This is a genomic window from Shewanella sp. ISS20 (assembly GCF_056522965.1).
Genome location: NZ_JAWRZK010000001.1, coordinates 2,790,036 through 2,803,366, shown reverse-complemented (window position 1 = coordinate 2,803,366; position 13,331 = coordinate 2,790,036). Strand labels below are relative to the sequence as shown.

Annotated in this window: 11 protein-coding genes; 4 read left to right on the top strand and 7 right to left on the bottom strand. The window is 46.5% G+C overall.

Annotation, left to right across the window (positions count from 1 at the left end; translation table 11 throughout):
• Positions 1–70: 70 nt before the first annotated feature.
• A complete protein-coding gene (gene fadA, locus AC1HDP_RS12715; RefSeq protein ID WP_479639049.1) occupies positions 71–1,234 on the bottom strand; it encodes an acetyl-CoA C-acyltransferase FadA in 1,164 nt (387 codons plus the stop codon).
• 22 nt (positions 1,235–1,256) lie between these two features.
• Positions 1,257–3,407 carry a fatty acid oxidation complex subunit alpha FadB gene (gene fadB / locus AC1HDP_RS12710; RefSeq protein ID WP_479639048.1) on the bottom strand — a complete coding sequence of 717 codons (2,151 nt, stop codon included), beginning with the start codon at positions 3,405–3,407 and terminating at the stop codon, positions 1,257–1,259.
• A gap of 265 nt (positions 3,408–3,672) precedes the next feature.
• On the opposite strand from fadB, the gene pepQ reads away from it, so the two are divergent.
• The 3 genes from pepQ to AC1HDP_RS12695 all read left to right on the top strand — a co-directional run bounded on the left by pepQ (position 3,673) and on the right by AC1HDP_RS12695 (position 7,149).
• Positions 3,673–4,989 carry a Xaa-Pro dipeptidase gene (pepQ, locus tag AC1HDP_RS12705; RefSeq protein WP_479639047.1) on the top strand — a complete coding sequence of 439 codons (1,317 nt, stop codon included), beginning with the start codon at positions 3,673–3,675 and terminating at the stop codon, positions 4,987–4,989.
• Positions 4,982–5,608, top strand: a complete 627-nt coding sequence (locus AC1HDP_RS12700; protein ID WP_479639046.1) for a YigZ family protein — start codon at positions 4,982–4,984, stop codon at positions 5,606–5,608. Before pepQ ends, AC1HDP_RS12700 begins: the two co-directional genes overlap by 8 nt.
• Before the next feature lie 83 nt (positions 5,609–5,691).
• Positions 5,692–7,149, top strand: coding sequence for a TrkH family potassium uptake protein (locus AC1HDP_RS12695; protein WP_479639045.1), 1,458 nt, complete (start codon positions 5,692–5,694; stop codon positions 7,147–7,149).
• A gap of 24 nt (positions 7,150–7,173) precedes the next feature.
• Here the strand turns inward: AC1HDP_RS12695 and AC1HDP_RS12690 are convergent, their stop codons facing one another.
• The gene (locus AC1HDP_RS12690) at positions 7,174–7,485 is read right to left on the bottom strand and encodes an ArsR/SmtB family transcription factor (RefSeq protein WP_479639044.1); all 312 of its coding nucleotides are present in this window, start codon (positions 7,483–7,485) and stop codon (positions 7,174–7,176) included.
• 160 nt (positions 7,486–7,645) lie between these two features.
• Between AC1HDP_RS12690 and hemG the strand changes: the two genes are divergently transcribed.
• Positions 7,646–8,185: a menaquinone-dependent protoporphyrinogen IX dehydrogenase gene (hemG, locus tag AC1HDP_RS12685; RefSeq protein WP_479639043.1), complete on the top strand. Its 540-nt coding sequence runs from the start codon at positions 7,646–7,648 to the stop codon at positions 8,183–8,185.
• Positions 8,186–8,204: 19 nt separating this feature from the next.
• Here the strand turns inward: hemG and AC1HDP_RS12680 are convergent, their stop codons facing one another.
• The 4 genes from AC1HDP_RS12680 to fmt are packed head-to-tail and all read right to left on the bottom strand — an operon-like array spanning position 8,205 to position 13,327.
• Positions 8,205–9,647 carry a TrkH family potassium uptake protein gene (locus tag AC1HDP_RS12680; RefSeq protein ID WP_479639042.1) on the bottom strand — a complete coding sequence of 481 codons (1,443 nt, stop codon included), beginning with the start codon at positions 9,645–9,647 and terminating at the stop codon, positions 8,205–8,207.
• A 15-nt stretch (positions 9,648–9,662) separates the two neighbouring features.
• Complete coding sequence (gene trkA / locus AC1HDP_RS12675; RefSeq protein WP_140930165.1) at positions 9,663–11,072, bottom strand: Trk system potassium transporter TrkA; 1,410 nt, start codon at positions 11,070–11,072, stop codon at positions 9,663–9,665.
• Between the two features lie 15 nt (positions 11,073–11,087).
• Positions 11,088–12,368 carry a 16S rRNA (cytosine(967)-C(5))-methyltransferase RsmB gene (gene rsmB / locus AC1HDP_RS12670; RefSeq protein WP_479639890.1) on the bottom strand — a complete coding sequence of 427 codons (1,281 nt, stop codon included), beginning with the start codon at positions 12,366–12,368 and terminating at the stop codon, positions 11,088–11,090.
• Positions 12,368–13,327, bottom strand: a complete 960-nt coding sequence (fmt, locus tag AC1HDP_RS12665; RefSeq protein ID WP_479639041.1) for a methionyl-tRNA formyltransferase — start codon at positions 13,325–13,327, stop codon at positions 12,368–12,370. The genes rsmB and fmt overlap by 1 nt, the downstream gene beginning before the upstream one ends.
• Positions 13,328–13,331: the final 4 nt, after the last annotated feature.

Below are 13,331 nucleotides of genomic sequence, written 5' to 3'. Positions count from 1 at the left end.
ATGCTCTGCGTCGTGATTAAGTGGCAATAAAAAAGCCGGAGATAGACTCCGGCTTATTATTTAATAAAATTTATACCCGCTCGAATACTGTCGCTATGCCTTGGCCTAAGCCAATACACATGGTCGCTAAACCAAACTTAGCATCTTTATGTTCCATCAGATTAATCAGAGTGGTGGATATTCGCGCGCCAGAGCAACCTAATGGATGACCTAAAGCAATCGCGCCGCCATTAAGGTTAATTTTTTCATCGACCAAGTCCAGCAAACCTAAGTCTTTAACGCAAGGTAGCGATTGCGCCGCAAAGGCTTCGTTAAGCTCAATCACATCCATATCTTGAATAGTTAAGCCGGCGCGAGCTAATGCCTTTTGGGTGGCTGGTACTGGGCCGTAACCCATAATAGCAGCGTCACAACCAGCCACTGCCATAGCGCGAATACGGGCGCGAATTGGTAAGCCTAAGGCGCGCGCTTTAGACTCTTCCATCACTAACATAGCGCTGGCGCCATCAGACAAGGCTGAAGACGTACCTGCGGTAACAGTGCCATTTACAGGATCAAAGGCTGGGCGTAACGCCGCCAGAGATTCAAGGGAGGTTTCTGGGCGAATCACTTCATCAAATAGCACTTTTATCAACGCGCCTTGGGCGTCATGGCCTTCGATACCATAAATTTCGTTAGCAAATCGGCCTTCAATGGTGGCTGCATGAGCGCGTTGATGTGAGCGCACCGCAAACTCATCTTGCATTTGACGACTAATGCCGTGCATACGGCCTAGCATCTCTGCGGTTAAGCCCATCATGCCCGAGGCTTTAGCGACGTTATTGGCAAGGCCTGGGTGAAAGTCAACGCCATGGCTCATAGGTACGTGTCCCATGTGCTCAACGCCGCCGACAATAAAGGTGTCGCCCATGCCAGTCATAATAGCGCGAGCAGCTTGATGAATGGCTTCCATGGATGAACCACATAAGCGGTTAATAGTGACAGCGCCAGCCGTTTTGGGCACGCCAGCCAAGAGTGAGGCGTTACGCGCGATATTAAAACCTTGCTCTAAGGTTTGTTGCACGCAGCCCCAAATCACATCTTCAATAGTATTAGGGTCAAGCTGCGGATTACGCAGCAACAAGCCTTTCATTAATTCGGCTGACAGAGTTTCGGCGCGCACATTACGAAATACCCCAGCCTTAGAGCGGCCCATAGGAGTGCGAATACAGTCGACGATAACAGCATGTTTCATGATTAAATTCCCTTACCCTAAATTATGCTTGGTAGTAACGTGCATTATTGGCTGCCATGTCACGCATGGTCGCTGTCACTTGGTAGAGTCCGCCTAAATGGGCAAACTTATCAGCCAAGGCCACAAAGGTGGCAACCCCCATGGTATCTAAATAGCGGAACACGCCACCGCGAAATGGTGGGAAGCCTAAGCCAAAGACTAAGCCCATATCAGCTTCAGCTGGGCTGGCAACTATGCCTTCTTCTAAGCAGCGCACTGTTTCGATAATCATAGGGATCATAGTGCGGGCAATAATGGTATCAGCATCAAATGCTTGAACTTCACCATAAGCTTGCTTGAGTAAATCAACACTAACAGGATCAATGGTTTTGGCGAGCTTACCCTTGGCATCTAGTGCGTACTGATAGAAGCCTTTCCCATTTTTCTGACCATATCTTTGATTGGCAAACATGATGTTGATGGCATCATTATCTGGTGTTGCCATGCGATCAGGAAAGCCTTCAGCCATCACAGCCTGAGCGTGATGGCCAGTATCTAGGCCGACCACATCCAATAAGTACGCCGGACCCATAGGCCAGCCAAATTGTTTTTCCATGACTTTATCGATAGCGCTAAAGTCGCCACCATCAGCCAGCAAGCCATTAAAGCCAGCAAAGTAAGGAAAGAGCACGCGGTTAACAAAAAAGCCTGGGCAATCATTGACGACAATCGGGGTTTTACCCATCTTGCTGGCATAGGCAACAACTGTGGCTATGGTTTCATCTGTGGTTTTGTCACCGCGAATGACTTCCACTAACGGCATTTTATGCACGGGATTAAAGAAGTGCATACCGCAGAAACGGCTCGCATCTTTAACGCTCTTAGCTAACAAATTAATGGAAATGGTTGAAGTGTTAGAGGTAATCACAGTCTGTGCGCCCACATGCTGCTCAACTTCGGCCAGCACTTGCGCTTTAACCTTAGGATTTTCGACCACGGCTTCAACTATAATATCGGCGTGGGCTAAGGCTGAATAATCTAAGCTTGGGGTAATGTTATTAAGTACCTTAGCCATTTTTTCAGGGGTTGAACGGCCACGCTGAATTTGACCTGTCAGTAGCTTTGATGCTTCATTTAAACCGAGCTCTAATGCCGGTACTGCAATGTCTTTCATCACAATCGGCGTGCCTTTGCTGGCACTTTGATAAGCAATGCCGCCGCCCATAATACCGGCGCCTAATACGGCCGCTTGCTTAATGGGTAGCGCAATTTTGCTGGCTTTCTTGGCTTTACCTTTAACAACTTGCTCGTTTAAGAAGATACCAATAAGCGCGGTAGCCACATCAGTTTTAGCCAAAGTCACAAAAGTTTGATGTTCTACTTTTAAGGCCTGAGTTCTATCAAATGTTGCCGCGGATTCAACCACATTGACCGCCGCCATTGGCGCTGGATAATGTTTACCAGCAACCCCAAACACCATAGCTTTAGCGGTTGAAAAAGACATCATGGCTTCGAGTTTTGGTAAGGCTAAAGGTTGCTGTTTGCGTTGTCTGCGCGCTTGCCAATCAATTTGTTCAGCAATGGCAGACTTGAGCATTTGTATGGCCGATGTGAATAACGCTTCAGGTTTTACCACGGCATCGATGGCGCCGACGGCAAGCGCGGCATCTGCACTGTTATCTTTACCTGTAGTAATCCATTCCAATGCATTATCAGCGCCTATAATACGCGGTAATCGCACCGTGCCACCAAAGCCAGGAATAATGCCAAGCTTAGTTTCAGGTAAACCAATGAGGGCATTGGTATCGGCAATGCGTAAGTCCGCCGCTAAAATAGTTTCACAACCACCACCAAGTGCATAACCATTAATGGCTGCAATGGTAGGGAAAGGTAAATCTTCTAGCTTGTTGAACACCTTGTTTGCTTCTTCAAGCCATTGCAAAAGCTGCGCGTCATCTTGGGCAAACAGACCTAAAAATTCAGCGATATCAGCGCCAACAATGAAGGCTTCTTTAGCAGAGCTCAGGATTAATCCTGTAATCGCCGGCTTGGCCGCAATAGCGTCCAGTGCTTCATTAAAGGCGAGGAGTGTGGCTCTATCGAATTTATTCACTGAGCCCTGGGCGTTAAAGCATAAGTGAGCGATATTGCCGTCGATGAGATCAACTTGGATCATGGGACTTTGGTAAATCATTGCACGCTTCCTTTTCGCTAAACCTGTTCTAATGATGAGTTAGGCTTGGATTTTGCTGCACACAGTGAGCAAGTGGACTAGCCAGCAAACTTGTAACTTGATGTTGGCTTAATGTTATTCAGTGTGCGACTAAATGAAAAATAATTCAACATCCAATTTAAACGGGCGTTTAACAGTTGTTGCTGATGGTGAGGATCTTAGGCTGTGATAAACTTAAACACAGGATAGGAAGTAAATAGTATGGCAACTGAGTGAGAGATTAATAATGAATTCAGAACATTACCAAAATCATATTAAAGCATTAAATCATCGAGCTCAGGACATACTGGCCAAAGAAGGGCTGCAAGGCTTAGTGATCCACTCAGGTCAGCCGCGACGCCAATTTTTAGATGATATGGATTACCCGTTTAAAGTGAATCCGCACTTTAAAGCTTGGGTGCCTGTAATTAATAACCCCAACTCGTGGTTGATTATTAATGGCGTAGATAAACCCGTGTTGGTGTTTTATTGCCCGGTAGATTTTTGGCATAAAGTCAATGAAGTACCCACGGAGGAGTGGACGCACAGTATCGATATCAAAGTGCTCACCAAAGTGGATGCCATCGCTGAGCTACTGCCTAATAATATTCAGGACTGGGCCTATATCGGCGAGCATATTGATGTTGCCGATGCGCTGGGTTTTAGCCATAAAAATCCTAATGGGGTAATGAATTATCTGCATTACCACCGCTCAGTAAAAACGCCTTATGAACTTGATTGTTTGCGCGCGGCCAATCAATTAGCGGTACAAGGCCACCATGCTGCCAAATCCGCCTTTTTTGATGGCGGCAGTGAATATGCAATTCAGCAAGCTTACTTGCAAGCTCTAGGGCAAAGCGAAAATGATATGTCTTATGGCAATATTATTGCGCTTAACCGCAATTGCGCGATTTTGCACTACACAGATTTAGCTTATCAGCCGCCCACGGAAAGTTTGTCATTCTTGATTGATGCTGGCGCGCAAATTAATGGCTATGCCGCTGACATTACTCGCACTTATTCATTTGATCACAATGATTTTTTTAATCTGATTCAGGCCATGGATAAACTGCAAGCTAAGGTCATGGCCGCAATGAAGGTGGGGGTGCGTTATCTTGATTTACACTTGATGACCCATAAGTTGTTGGCGCAAGTGCTAATCGATCATCATATCGCTATGGGTGATATTGATACCTTGATTGATCTGGGTGTTACCCGCACCTTTTTCCCCCATGGACTTGGCCATATGCTTGGGTTGCAGGTACATGATGTTGCTGGCTTTATGCATGATGAGCGCGGCACACATGTTGCGGCGCCTGCAAGTGACCCGTTTTTACGCTGCACCCGTACGTTAGAGCTCAATCAAGTGTTAACCGTTGAGCCAGGTCTGTATTTTATCGATAGTTTATTGGCGCAGTTAGCAACCACTGCGGCTAAGCATCATGTAAACTGGGCGCAAGTGGCAGCGTTTAAGCCTTATGGCGGCATACGGATAGAAGATAACGTCATTATCCAACCTTTTGGCGTTGAGAACATGACGCGGGAGTCTGGATTAATTGATTGAGTCGTATTATGTACCCATAGAAGAGGTACGTTTTGAAGAAGAGATAAAGCAAAGCCGCTTTATCTCTTTTGTTTTTCCGGTCAACAACGCCGATGACCTTAGCCAAAAATTGGCAGATATTCGTAAAAGCTGGCCCAATGCTTGTCATTATTGTTATGCCGCTCGATTTGGCGCGCCTGATAATGACGTATTAATTAAATCTAGCGATGATGGCGAGCCTGCCGGTAGTGCTGGGCGTCCCATGCTGGCGTTATTAAGCGGTAGTCAATTGGGTGAAGTCGGCGCTATTGTGGTGCGCTATTATGGCGGTACTAAGCTTGGTGTTGGCGGATTAGTACGTGCTTACACGGCTGGGGTGCGCCAGTGTTTAGTGGCTATGCCAAGGCGCGAAAAACAATCACGATACCCAGCCTCACTAAGCTGTGCGTACAATGAGCTTAATGATATCGACTATTTATTAAATAAATTTGATGCGGTTATTATCGATAAGCAATTTGGCGCGGCTATCGAATTAACCTTTGAAATTAGTCTCAGCCAGTGGCCATTATTAATGGCTGCAGTTGTGAGTCAATTTCAAGGGCGCCTACGTTTAATCGCGCTAAGCCCGCGATTAGAATAATCTCAGTATTATGTCTATTCAGGTAGTTATGCCAGAATAACCCTTAACTGAATAAGCCTTATCGAGGCAAGTACAAAAAAATCATGCAATATAGAACAATAACAAGAATAACCGGCCTACTCATTGGCCTATTTTCTATCACTATGCTGCCACCTGCTATGGTGGCGGTTTGGTATAAAGATGGCGGTGGTGCCACGTTTATTCAGTCTTTTTTTCTGAGTTTGTTGATGGGTTTTATTCTTTGGTATCCCAATCGTCAATTTAAGACTGAGCTGCGCACCCGTGAAGGTTTTCTCATTGTGGTGTTATTTTGGGGGGTACTGGGTTCCATTGGTGCTTTACCTTTTATTTTGTCACCTCAGCCAGATTTAAGTATTACCGATAGTTTCTTTGAATCCTTTTCGGCGCTGACGACCACAGGTGCGACGGTTATTGTCGGCTTAGATAACTTACCTAAAGCGATATTATTTTATCGTCATCTACTGCAGTGGCTGGGTGGTATGGGGATCATTGTGCTCGCGGTCGCGATTTTACCTGTGCTGGGTATTGGTGGCATGCAGCTCTATCGCGCTGAAATTCCAGGCCCAGTTAAAGACAGTAAGATGACGCCGAGGATTGCCGAAACCGCTAAAGCGCTCTGGTATATTTATTTGCTGCTTACCATTGCTTGCGCCTTAGCTTACTGGGCGGCAGGCATGACCTTGTTTGATGCCGTGTGTCACTCATTCTCAACCATAGCCATTGGCGGGTTTTCTACCCACGATGCCAGCATGGGTTACTTTAATAGCCCAGTCATTAATTTGATTTGTGTGTTCTTTTTGCTGGTTGCGGCAATTAACTTTAGTGTGCATTTTGCGGCGTTTTCGCGCCGAGGTATTAACTTTAAAGTGTATTTTCGCGATACCGAATTTAAAGTGCTCATTGCTATTCAGCTGATCTTAACCGCTATTTGTTTTTTGACTTTATATCAAAGTGGTATTTATGACTCGGCAGAGCAAACCTTAGATTATGCCTTGTTCCAAGCGGTATCTATTTCTACTACCGCAGGCTTTGGTACTGAAAGTTTCCATTTATGGCCGCTGTTTTTACCTATGCTGCTAATCTTTTCTAGTTTTATTGGTGGCTGTGGCGGTTCGACTGCCGGCGGCATGAAAGTCATGCGAATGATTTTATTATTGCTGCAAGGCTCAAGGGAGCTTAAACGTTTAGTTCATCCCAAGGCGCTTTATTCGATTCGCTTAGGCAATACCGCTTTGCCCGATCGGGTCATTGATGCGGTGTGGGGATTCTTCTCGGCTTATACCTTAGTCTTTGTGGTGTGTATGCTGCTGCTGATGGGCTTAGGTTTAGATAACATCACGGCTTTTAGTGCGACAGCCGCCTGCTTAAACAACTTAGGCCCAGGTCTTGGAGAAGTGGCGAGTAATTATGCCAGTATTTCTGATGGCGCTAAGTGGGTGCTAGTGGTTGCTATGATGTTTGGCCGACTGGAAGTGTTTACCTTGTTGGTGTTATTTACGCCGACCTTTTGGCGTAACTAGCGCGTTTATTGAAAAGCAGTTTTGTTAGTGTTGACTGCAAAACTGCTTATACATGATGGCGATAACTTCCCGTACCTTGTCGTTTTTTAGGCGGTAATAAACGACTTGTGAGCTTTTGCGGCAGTCCACTAATTGCTCTTTTCTTAATACGGCCAAGTGCTGCGACAGCGCAGATTGGCTCAAGGGAATATGCTCATTCATCTCGTTGACGCAGTATTCATTGTCCAGCAATTGGCACAAAATCATTAAGCGATAAGGGTTAGCTATCGCTTTTAGCCATTTAGCGGCTTGCTCGGCATTATTGACCATAGCCGTTTTATCGATAACTTTTACCATGTCTCATTGGCCCTCGGCTAATTCATTAGTTTATTCTAATTGCTTCGCTGACTTATTGCTACGCTTGCTGGGTGTGATGAAGTTGGATTATTGCGGCCTAAACACATGACACTGTGGCTGAATATTGCCACAATCAGCAAAACTTTAGACAAGGAATGACATGGCTTCAGTATTAGTGTTGTATTTTACTCGGGGTGGGCATACGGCCAAGATAGCTAATGCCATTGCCGCCAGACTCACTAGCCAAGGGCATCACTGCGACTGCTTTAACATTAATGGCTTAACTCAACGCATTGACTGGGATAAGTATGATCTGGTGAATTTTGGCGCCTGTGTGCTTTATGGCACTTATGATAAGTCGGTATTTACGTTTATTGAGCAGCACCAAACGCAATTAGCTGCTGTGGCTAATAGCTTTTTTTGTGTCAACGTGGTGGCGCGTAAACCTGAAAAACGCATTCCTGAGAACAATAAATACCTTCAGAAGTTTTTAGCCTTATCGCCTTGGCAGCCACAAGATGTGAAGATTATTGCGGGTAAAGTGGATTATCCTTCATGGCCTTGGCTCGACAGCCTTGCCATTCGTTTTATCATGAAGATGACTGACGGTCCAACCGATCCTAAAGCAGTGATTGATTACACCGACTGGCAAGATGTCGACAAGTATGCCGACTCTCTGCCAAGTCTCATTAAGCGCTAAAAGGCCGGTGTTTTTCGCCCTAGTATTTCCAAAAACTAGGGTGAAACAGCACGGCTATCGTTAATATTTCAAGCCGCCCAAGTAGCATGCCCGCCGCTAATACCCACTTAGCGACATCGGGCAGGCTCGCAAAATTGCCTGCCGGACCAATAGTGCTACCAAGCCCAGGCCCTACGTTAGCCACTGCAGTAATAGCGCCAGTAAAGCTAGTCACAGGATCAAGGCCGGTGAGTACTAAGATCACCGACAACACTACTATTACCCCGAAGAAGAGTAAGAAAAACGTGATGATGGAGCGCACAATATCATCGGATATCGGCCGGCGATTATAGCGCTGCCTAAAGGCGCCGCTGGGGTGGATTTGCTGCTTTAATTGCTCGCGCATTATGGCGCCAGCAATCTGAAATCTAAAGATTTTGATACCACCAGATGTTGAGCCCGAGCAACTACCAGAAAACAACAAGAACAAGAAAATAATATTGGCGAGCGCTCCCCACTGGGTGTAATCCGTTAAGCCAAAGCCTGTGGTTGTGACGACTGAGACTACGTTAAAGCTAGTGAGGCGAATGGCGTCCATAAAGGTGAACTTATCTTGCGCCCATAACCATAGCGCTAGGCATAAAGACATTAAGACAACAAACTTAAAGAAACCTATGACCTGGGCGTCACGCCAAACCATCAGGCTTTTTTGCCTAAGGCTTTGCATAAACATCAATAAGGGTAAGCCGCCAGCGAACATAAAAATGGTGCCAACCCAATGGGCTGAGTCACTAAAGTTAGCCATGGATTTATCAGAGGTTGAATAGCCGCCAGTGGATAGGGTGGTCATGGCATGATTAGTGGCATCAAACCAACTCATACCTGCCCAGCGATAACTAAGAGCACATAGCAAGGTAAGGAAGATATACACGCAGAACAAGTGCTTGGCCATGTTCTGGGTGCGTGGCACGGATTTATCGCTCCAGTCTGATGACTCAGTTCTAAAGAGGCGCATGCCACCGACGTTAAGAAACGGCAAGACAGCCACCGCCATCACAATAAAGCCGATCCCGCCTAACCATTGCAATAATGACCGCCAAATCAAGATGCTATGGGCCATTGAATCTAAGTTCGACAATACCGTTGAGCCTGTGGTGGTGATGCCTGACATGGTTTCAAAGAAGGCGTCGGTATAATTGATACGGTGATAGAGGGTAAAAGGCAGGGCGGCAAATAGACTCACCACTATCCAAGTGAGGCTAGTGAGTAAAAACATATCGCGAATATTAAGGTGTAGCTGCTTACGTTCGCCGCCGCGTAAACATAAAGAGGCCACTACACCTGTAGTTAGCACAGACACGATAAACGCCCCTAAGGTTTCTTCGCCATAAATTAACGAGAAAATTAGGGGGATCATCATAAAGCCCGCCACCATGGATAGAAAAACTCCCAAGATGAACGTCAGCGGCCGCAGATTGAGCATGGGCATTTCCAAGGTTTAAAAGAAAAAGGCACTCGGTTGGAACAGCTTCTCAACTTCACCGATAAATTTCTTATTCACGAGAAATAAGATGACATGGTCGCCTTGCTCGATGACAGTGCGATCGTGAGCCATTAAGACTTCATCATCACGCACTATGGCGCCAATGGTGGTGCCCGGCGGTAATTTAATATCCCCCACTTTTTTGCCAACCACCCGTGAAGTATTTTCATCGCCATGGGCAATGGCTTCAATGGCTTCGGCGGCGCCACGTCTTAAGGAGTAGACGTTACAAATATCACCTTGGCGAATATGGGTCAGCAGGGCTGAAATCGTGGCTTGTTGCGGTGAAATGGCGATATCAATATTGGCTTCTTGGACGATATCAACATAGGCTTCGCGCTGGATAAGCACCATGACTTTTTTGGCGCCCATACGTTTAGCCAGTAAGGCTGACATTATGTTGACTTCATCATCATTGGTAACCGCAATAAACACATCAGTTTGATCGATATGCTCTTCTAGCAGTAATTCTTGATCTGAGGCGTCGCCACAAAAAACAGTAGTGTTTTCAAGCTTTTCAGATAAGACTTCAGCACGCAGGGCATTGTGCTCAATTAATTTAACTGAATGGCTGCGCTCAAGTTTCTTGGCGAGTCCGAGGCCAATATTACCACCACCGGCAATCATGATATTGCGATAGGAGTTGTCGAGCTTTTGCATTTCACTCATCACGGCGCGAATGTGGCGACTATCGGCCACAAAGAAGACTTCGTCATCCGCTTCAATGATGGTGGAGCCGCGCGGCATGATAGCTTTGCCTTGACGGAAAATCGCTGCCACTCGGGTATCAATATTGGGCATATGTTCACGCAGTGCCGATAGTGCATTACCGACTAACGGACCGCCATAATAAGCACGCACCGCCACTAAGCTGACCTTGCCTTCAGCAAACTCCATTACCTGTAAAGCCCCCGGGTAGGCGACTAAACGCTGAATGTAAGCAGTCACTAACTGCTCTGGCGCTATCAGCTCATCAATGACAAAACCACCGCGCGGACGGCTATCGGCATTCTTGGTTTCACTATTGATAAACAGCTTTTCTTGTAGATTAAGATAAGCCTCAGAGCGAATGCGCGCGATTTTAGTTGGCGTGCCAAATAAGGTGAAGGCCATTTGGCACGCGGCCATATTGCATTCATCACTATTAGTTACGGCAATCAACATGTCCGCATCTTCAGCGCCCGCTTCTTTTAAAACATCAGGGTGAGCGCCATGACCGACAACGACACGTAAATCGAACTTATCTTGCAACATTCTTAAGCGGTCGCGATTACTGTCGACTATGGTGATGTCATTGTTTTCATCAACTAAGTTTTCAGCTAAGGTGCCGCCTACTTGGCCTGCGCCTAAGATAATAATTTTCATGTCGTTGCCTGTTGGTTATTGTGCGGATTTATGCAGTAAGGCGTAATAGAAACCGTCCATTGCTTGGGTTCCTGGCAAAATTTGCCAACCCGTTTCCGCTGGTGCTTGCTGTGCGATTGGCACTAGTGTGGCATCTTTTGTGCGCTCAAGAAAGGCTTGTATTTGCAGGGCATTTTCTTGGGGCAAGATAGAACAAGTGGCATAAAGCAATTGGCCACCCGGCTGTAACCACTGCCAGCAGTGATCCAAAATCTGGCGCTGCAGCTCAGCTAACTCTTCAATATCTTGTGATTTTCGCAGCCATTTAATATCTGGGTGGCGACGGATAACTCCAGTTGCAGAGCAGGGCGCGTCCAGCAAAATGCGATCAAACTTATTGCCTTGCCACCAAGAGTCGATATTGGCAGCATCACCATGAATTACCTCAGCGGTTAATTGTAAACGCTGCATATTTTCTTTTACGCGCTGCAGGCGATTTTCATCAAAATCAACCGCTACTAGTTGGCAGTCAGCTTGCTCTAAAATATGACAGCTTTTACCACCAGGGGCCGCGCAGGCATCTAAAATCAGCTCGCCATCTTTGGGGGCTAATAAAGTCGCGGCCCACTGCGCCGCGCCATCTTGCACTGATACCGCGCCATCAAAAAATCCTGGCAATATGCCGACATCTTTAGGACTTTCAAGCAAGATAGAATCTGGGCTAGAACCTGCGCTAGCCGCAATATCCGCTTGCGCTAATAAGGCTAAATACTCATCACGGCTTTGATGATTGCGATTGTTGCGTAACCACATAGGCGGGCGCTGATGGCTTTGCTCTATGACGTGTTGCCAATCATCTGGATAGGCTTGCTGCAGTCTTTTAATGATCCAAGCTGGGGTATTAAATTTTAAGGTGTCATTGCTAGTGCTAAGTTCTGTAGCATTGCGCTGAATGGTGCGTAATACGCCATTAATGACTTTTACCATGCCTTCAAACTTAAGCTGACGACAAGCTTCAGCGGTTTCAGAAATAGCGGCATGGGGCGGAATACGTGTGAAATACAGCTGATAGCAGCCTACTAACAATACCTGATAAATGATCCGCTGCTTGCCTTTAAAAGGCTTACTTAAACAGTCACTCACGCATTTATCTAACTGCGGCAGCGCTCGCATTACCCCGTAGCAAATCTCGGCTAATAAGGCTTTATCTTTGCCATTAGTGAGATGTTGCTGTTGATTGGGCAAAGCCACTGAAAGGGATAATCCTTTCTCAAGTACATCAAATAAGGCTTTAGCGGCCAGCGCGCGTAAGTTCATCATGCGTTTGGTTCCTGCGTTAGTTGGCTGCCAGGGACAAACCATTCTGAGCGTGAGTTAAGAATATCGGCAAAAGCGAGTGGTTTTTTACCTGGTAATTGCAAAGTAGTTAGCACTATTACGCCATCAGTGGTAGCGATTTCAAGCCCAATCTTAGTCGCGGCTATTATGGTGCCGGGCGCTTCAGTGCATTGTGTGGCTTTGACTTCGGCTTGCCATACCTTGATAGTTTGGCCTTGTAATTCAAAGTAACTGACTGGCCATGGGTTAAAGGCGCGAACTTCTCGCCACAGATTAACCGCAGGCTTATGCCAATCTAACTGAGCTTCTTCTTTGGATAATTTCTCAGCATAGTTGGCCAGTGACTCATCTTGCTTAATGGCGGTAATGCTGCCATCGCTTAAACCAGTTAAGGTTTGCAATAAAGCCTCTGGCCCTTGCGCCGCGAGCTTCTCATATAAGCTTGCTGAGGTATCGCTATCTTCAATCGGCAGATAAGTTTTTAACAGCATATCGCCAGTATCTAAGCCCACATCCATTTGCATAATGGTGACGCCAGTTTCATTGTCGCCCGCCCATAATGCGCGCTGAATTGGCGCCGCGCCGCGCCAGCGTGGCAATAATGAACCGTGGACGTTGATGCAACCCATGGCAGGCATATCGAGCACGACTTTCGGTAAGATTAAGCCGTAAGCGACTACGACCATGAGGTCGGCATTTAACGCTGCTAATTCTTGTTGCGCTGGCTCTTGTCGCAGCGAACTTGGCTGATAGACCTCAATATTGTGCGCTTGCGCCAGTGCTTTTACTGGGCTTGGAGTTAATTTTTTACCGCGGCCAGCTGGGCGATCAGGCTGGGTATACACAGCAATCACATTATGGTGAGAGTCAATTAAGGCCTGTAAGTGGCGAGCGGCAAAATCCGGGGTACCGGCAAAAATAATATTAAGTGGCTTCAAGTGC

What these genes read in the sequence shown, in the direction of transcription:
- fadA (WP_479639049.1), bottom strand. Translation starts at nt 1,234, where the DNA reads ATGAAACATGCTGTTATCGTCGACTGTATTCGCACTCCTATGGGCCGC.
- fadB (WP_479639048.1), bottom strand. Translation starts at nt 3,407, where the DNA reads ATGATTTACCAAAGTCCCATGATCCAAGTTGATCTCATCGACGGCAAT.
- pepQ (WP_479639047.1), top strand. Translation starts at nt 3,673, where the DNA reads ATGAATTCAGAACATTACCAAAATCATATTAAAGCATTAAATCATCGA.
- AC1HDP_RS12695 (WP_479639045.1), top strand. Translation starts at nt 5,692, where the DNA reads ATGCAATATAGAACAATAACAAGAATAACCGGCCTACTCATTGGCCTA.
- AC1HDP_RS12690 (WP_479639044.1), bottom strand. Translation starts at nt 7,485, where the DNA reads ATGGTAAAAGTTATCGATAAAACGGCTATGGTCAATAATGCCGAGCAA.
- hemG (WP_479639043.1), top strand. Translation starts at nt 7,646, where the DNA reads ATGGCTTCAGTATTAGTGTTGTATTTTACTCGGGGTGGGCATACGGCC.
- AC1HDP_RS12680 (WP_479639042.1), bottom strand. Translation starts at nt 9,647, where the DNA reads ATGCTCAATCTGCGGCCGCTGACGTTCATCTTGGGAGTTTTTCTATCC.
- trkA (WP_140930165.1), bottom strand. Translation starts at nt 11,072, where the DNA reads ATGAAAATTATTATCTTAGGCGCAGGCCAAGTAGGCGGCACCTTAGCT.
- rsmB (WP_479639890.1), bottom strand. Translation starts at nt 12,368, where the DNA reads ATGAACTTACGCGCGCTGGCCGCTAAAGCCTTATTTGATGTACTTGAG.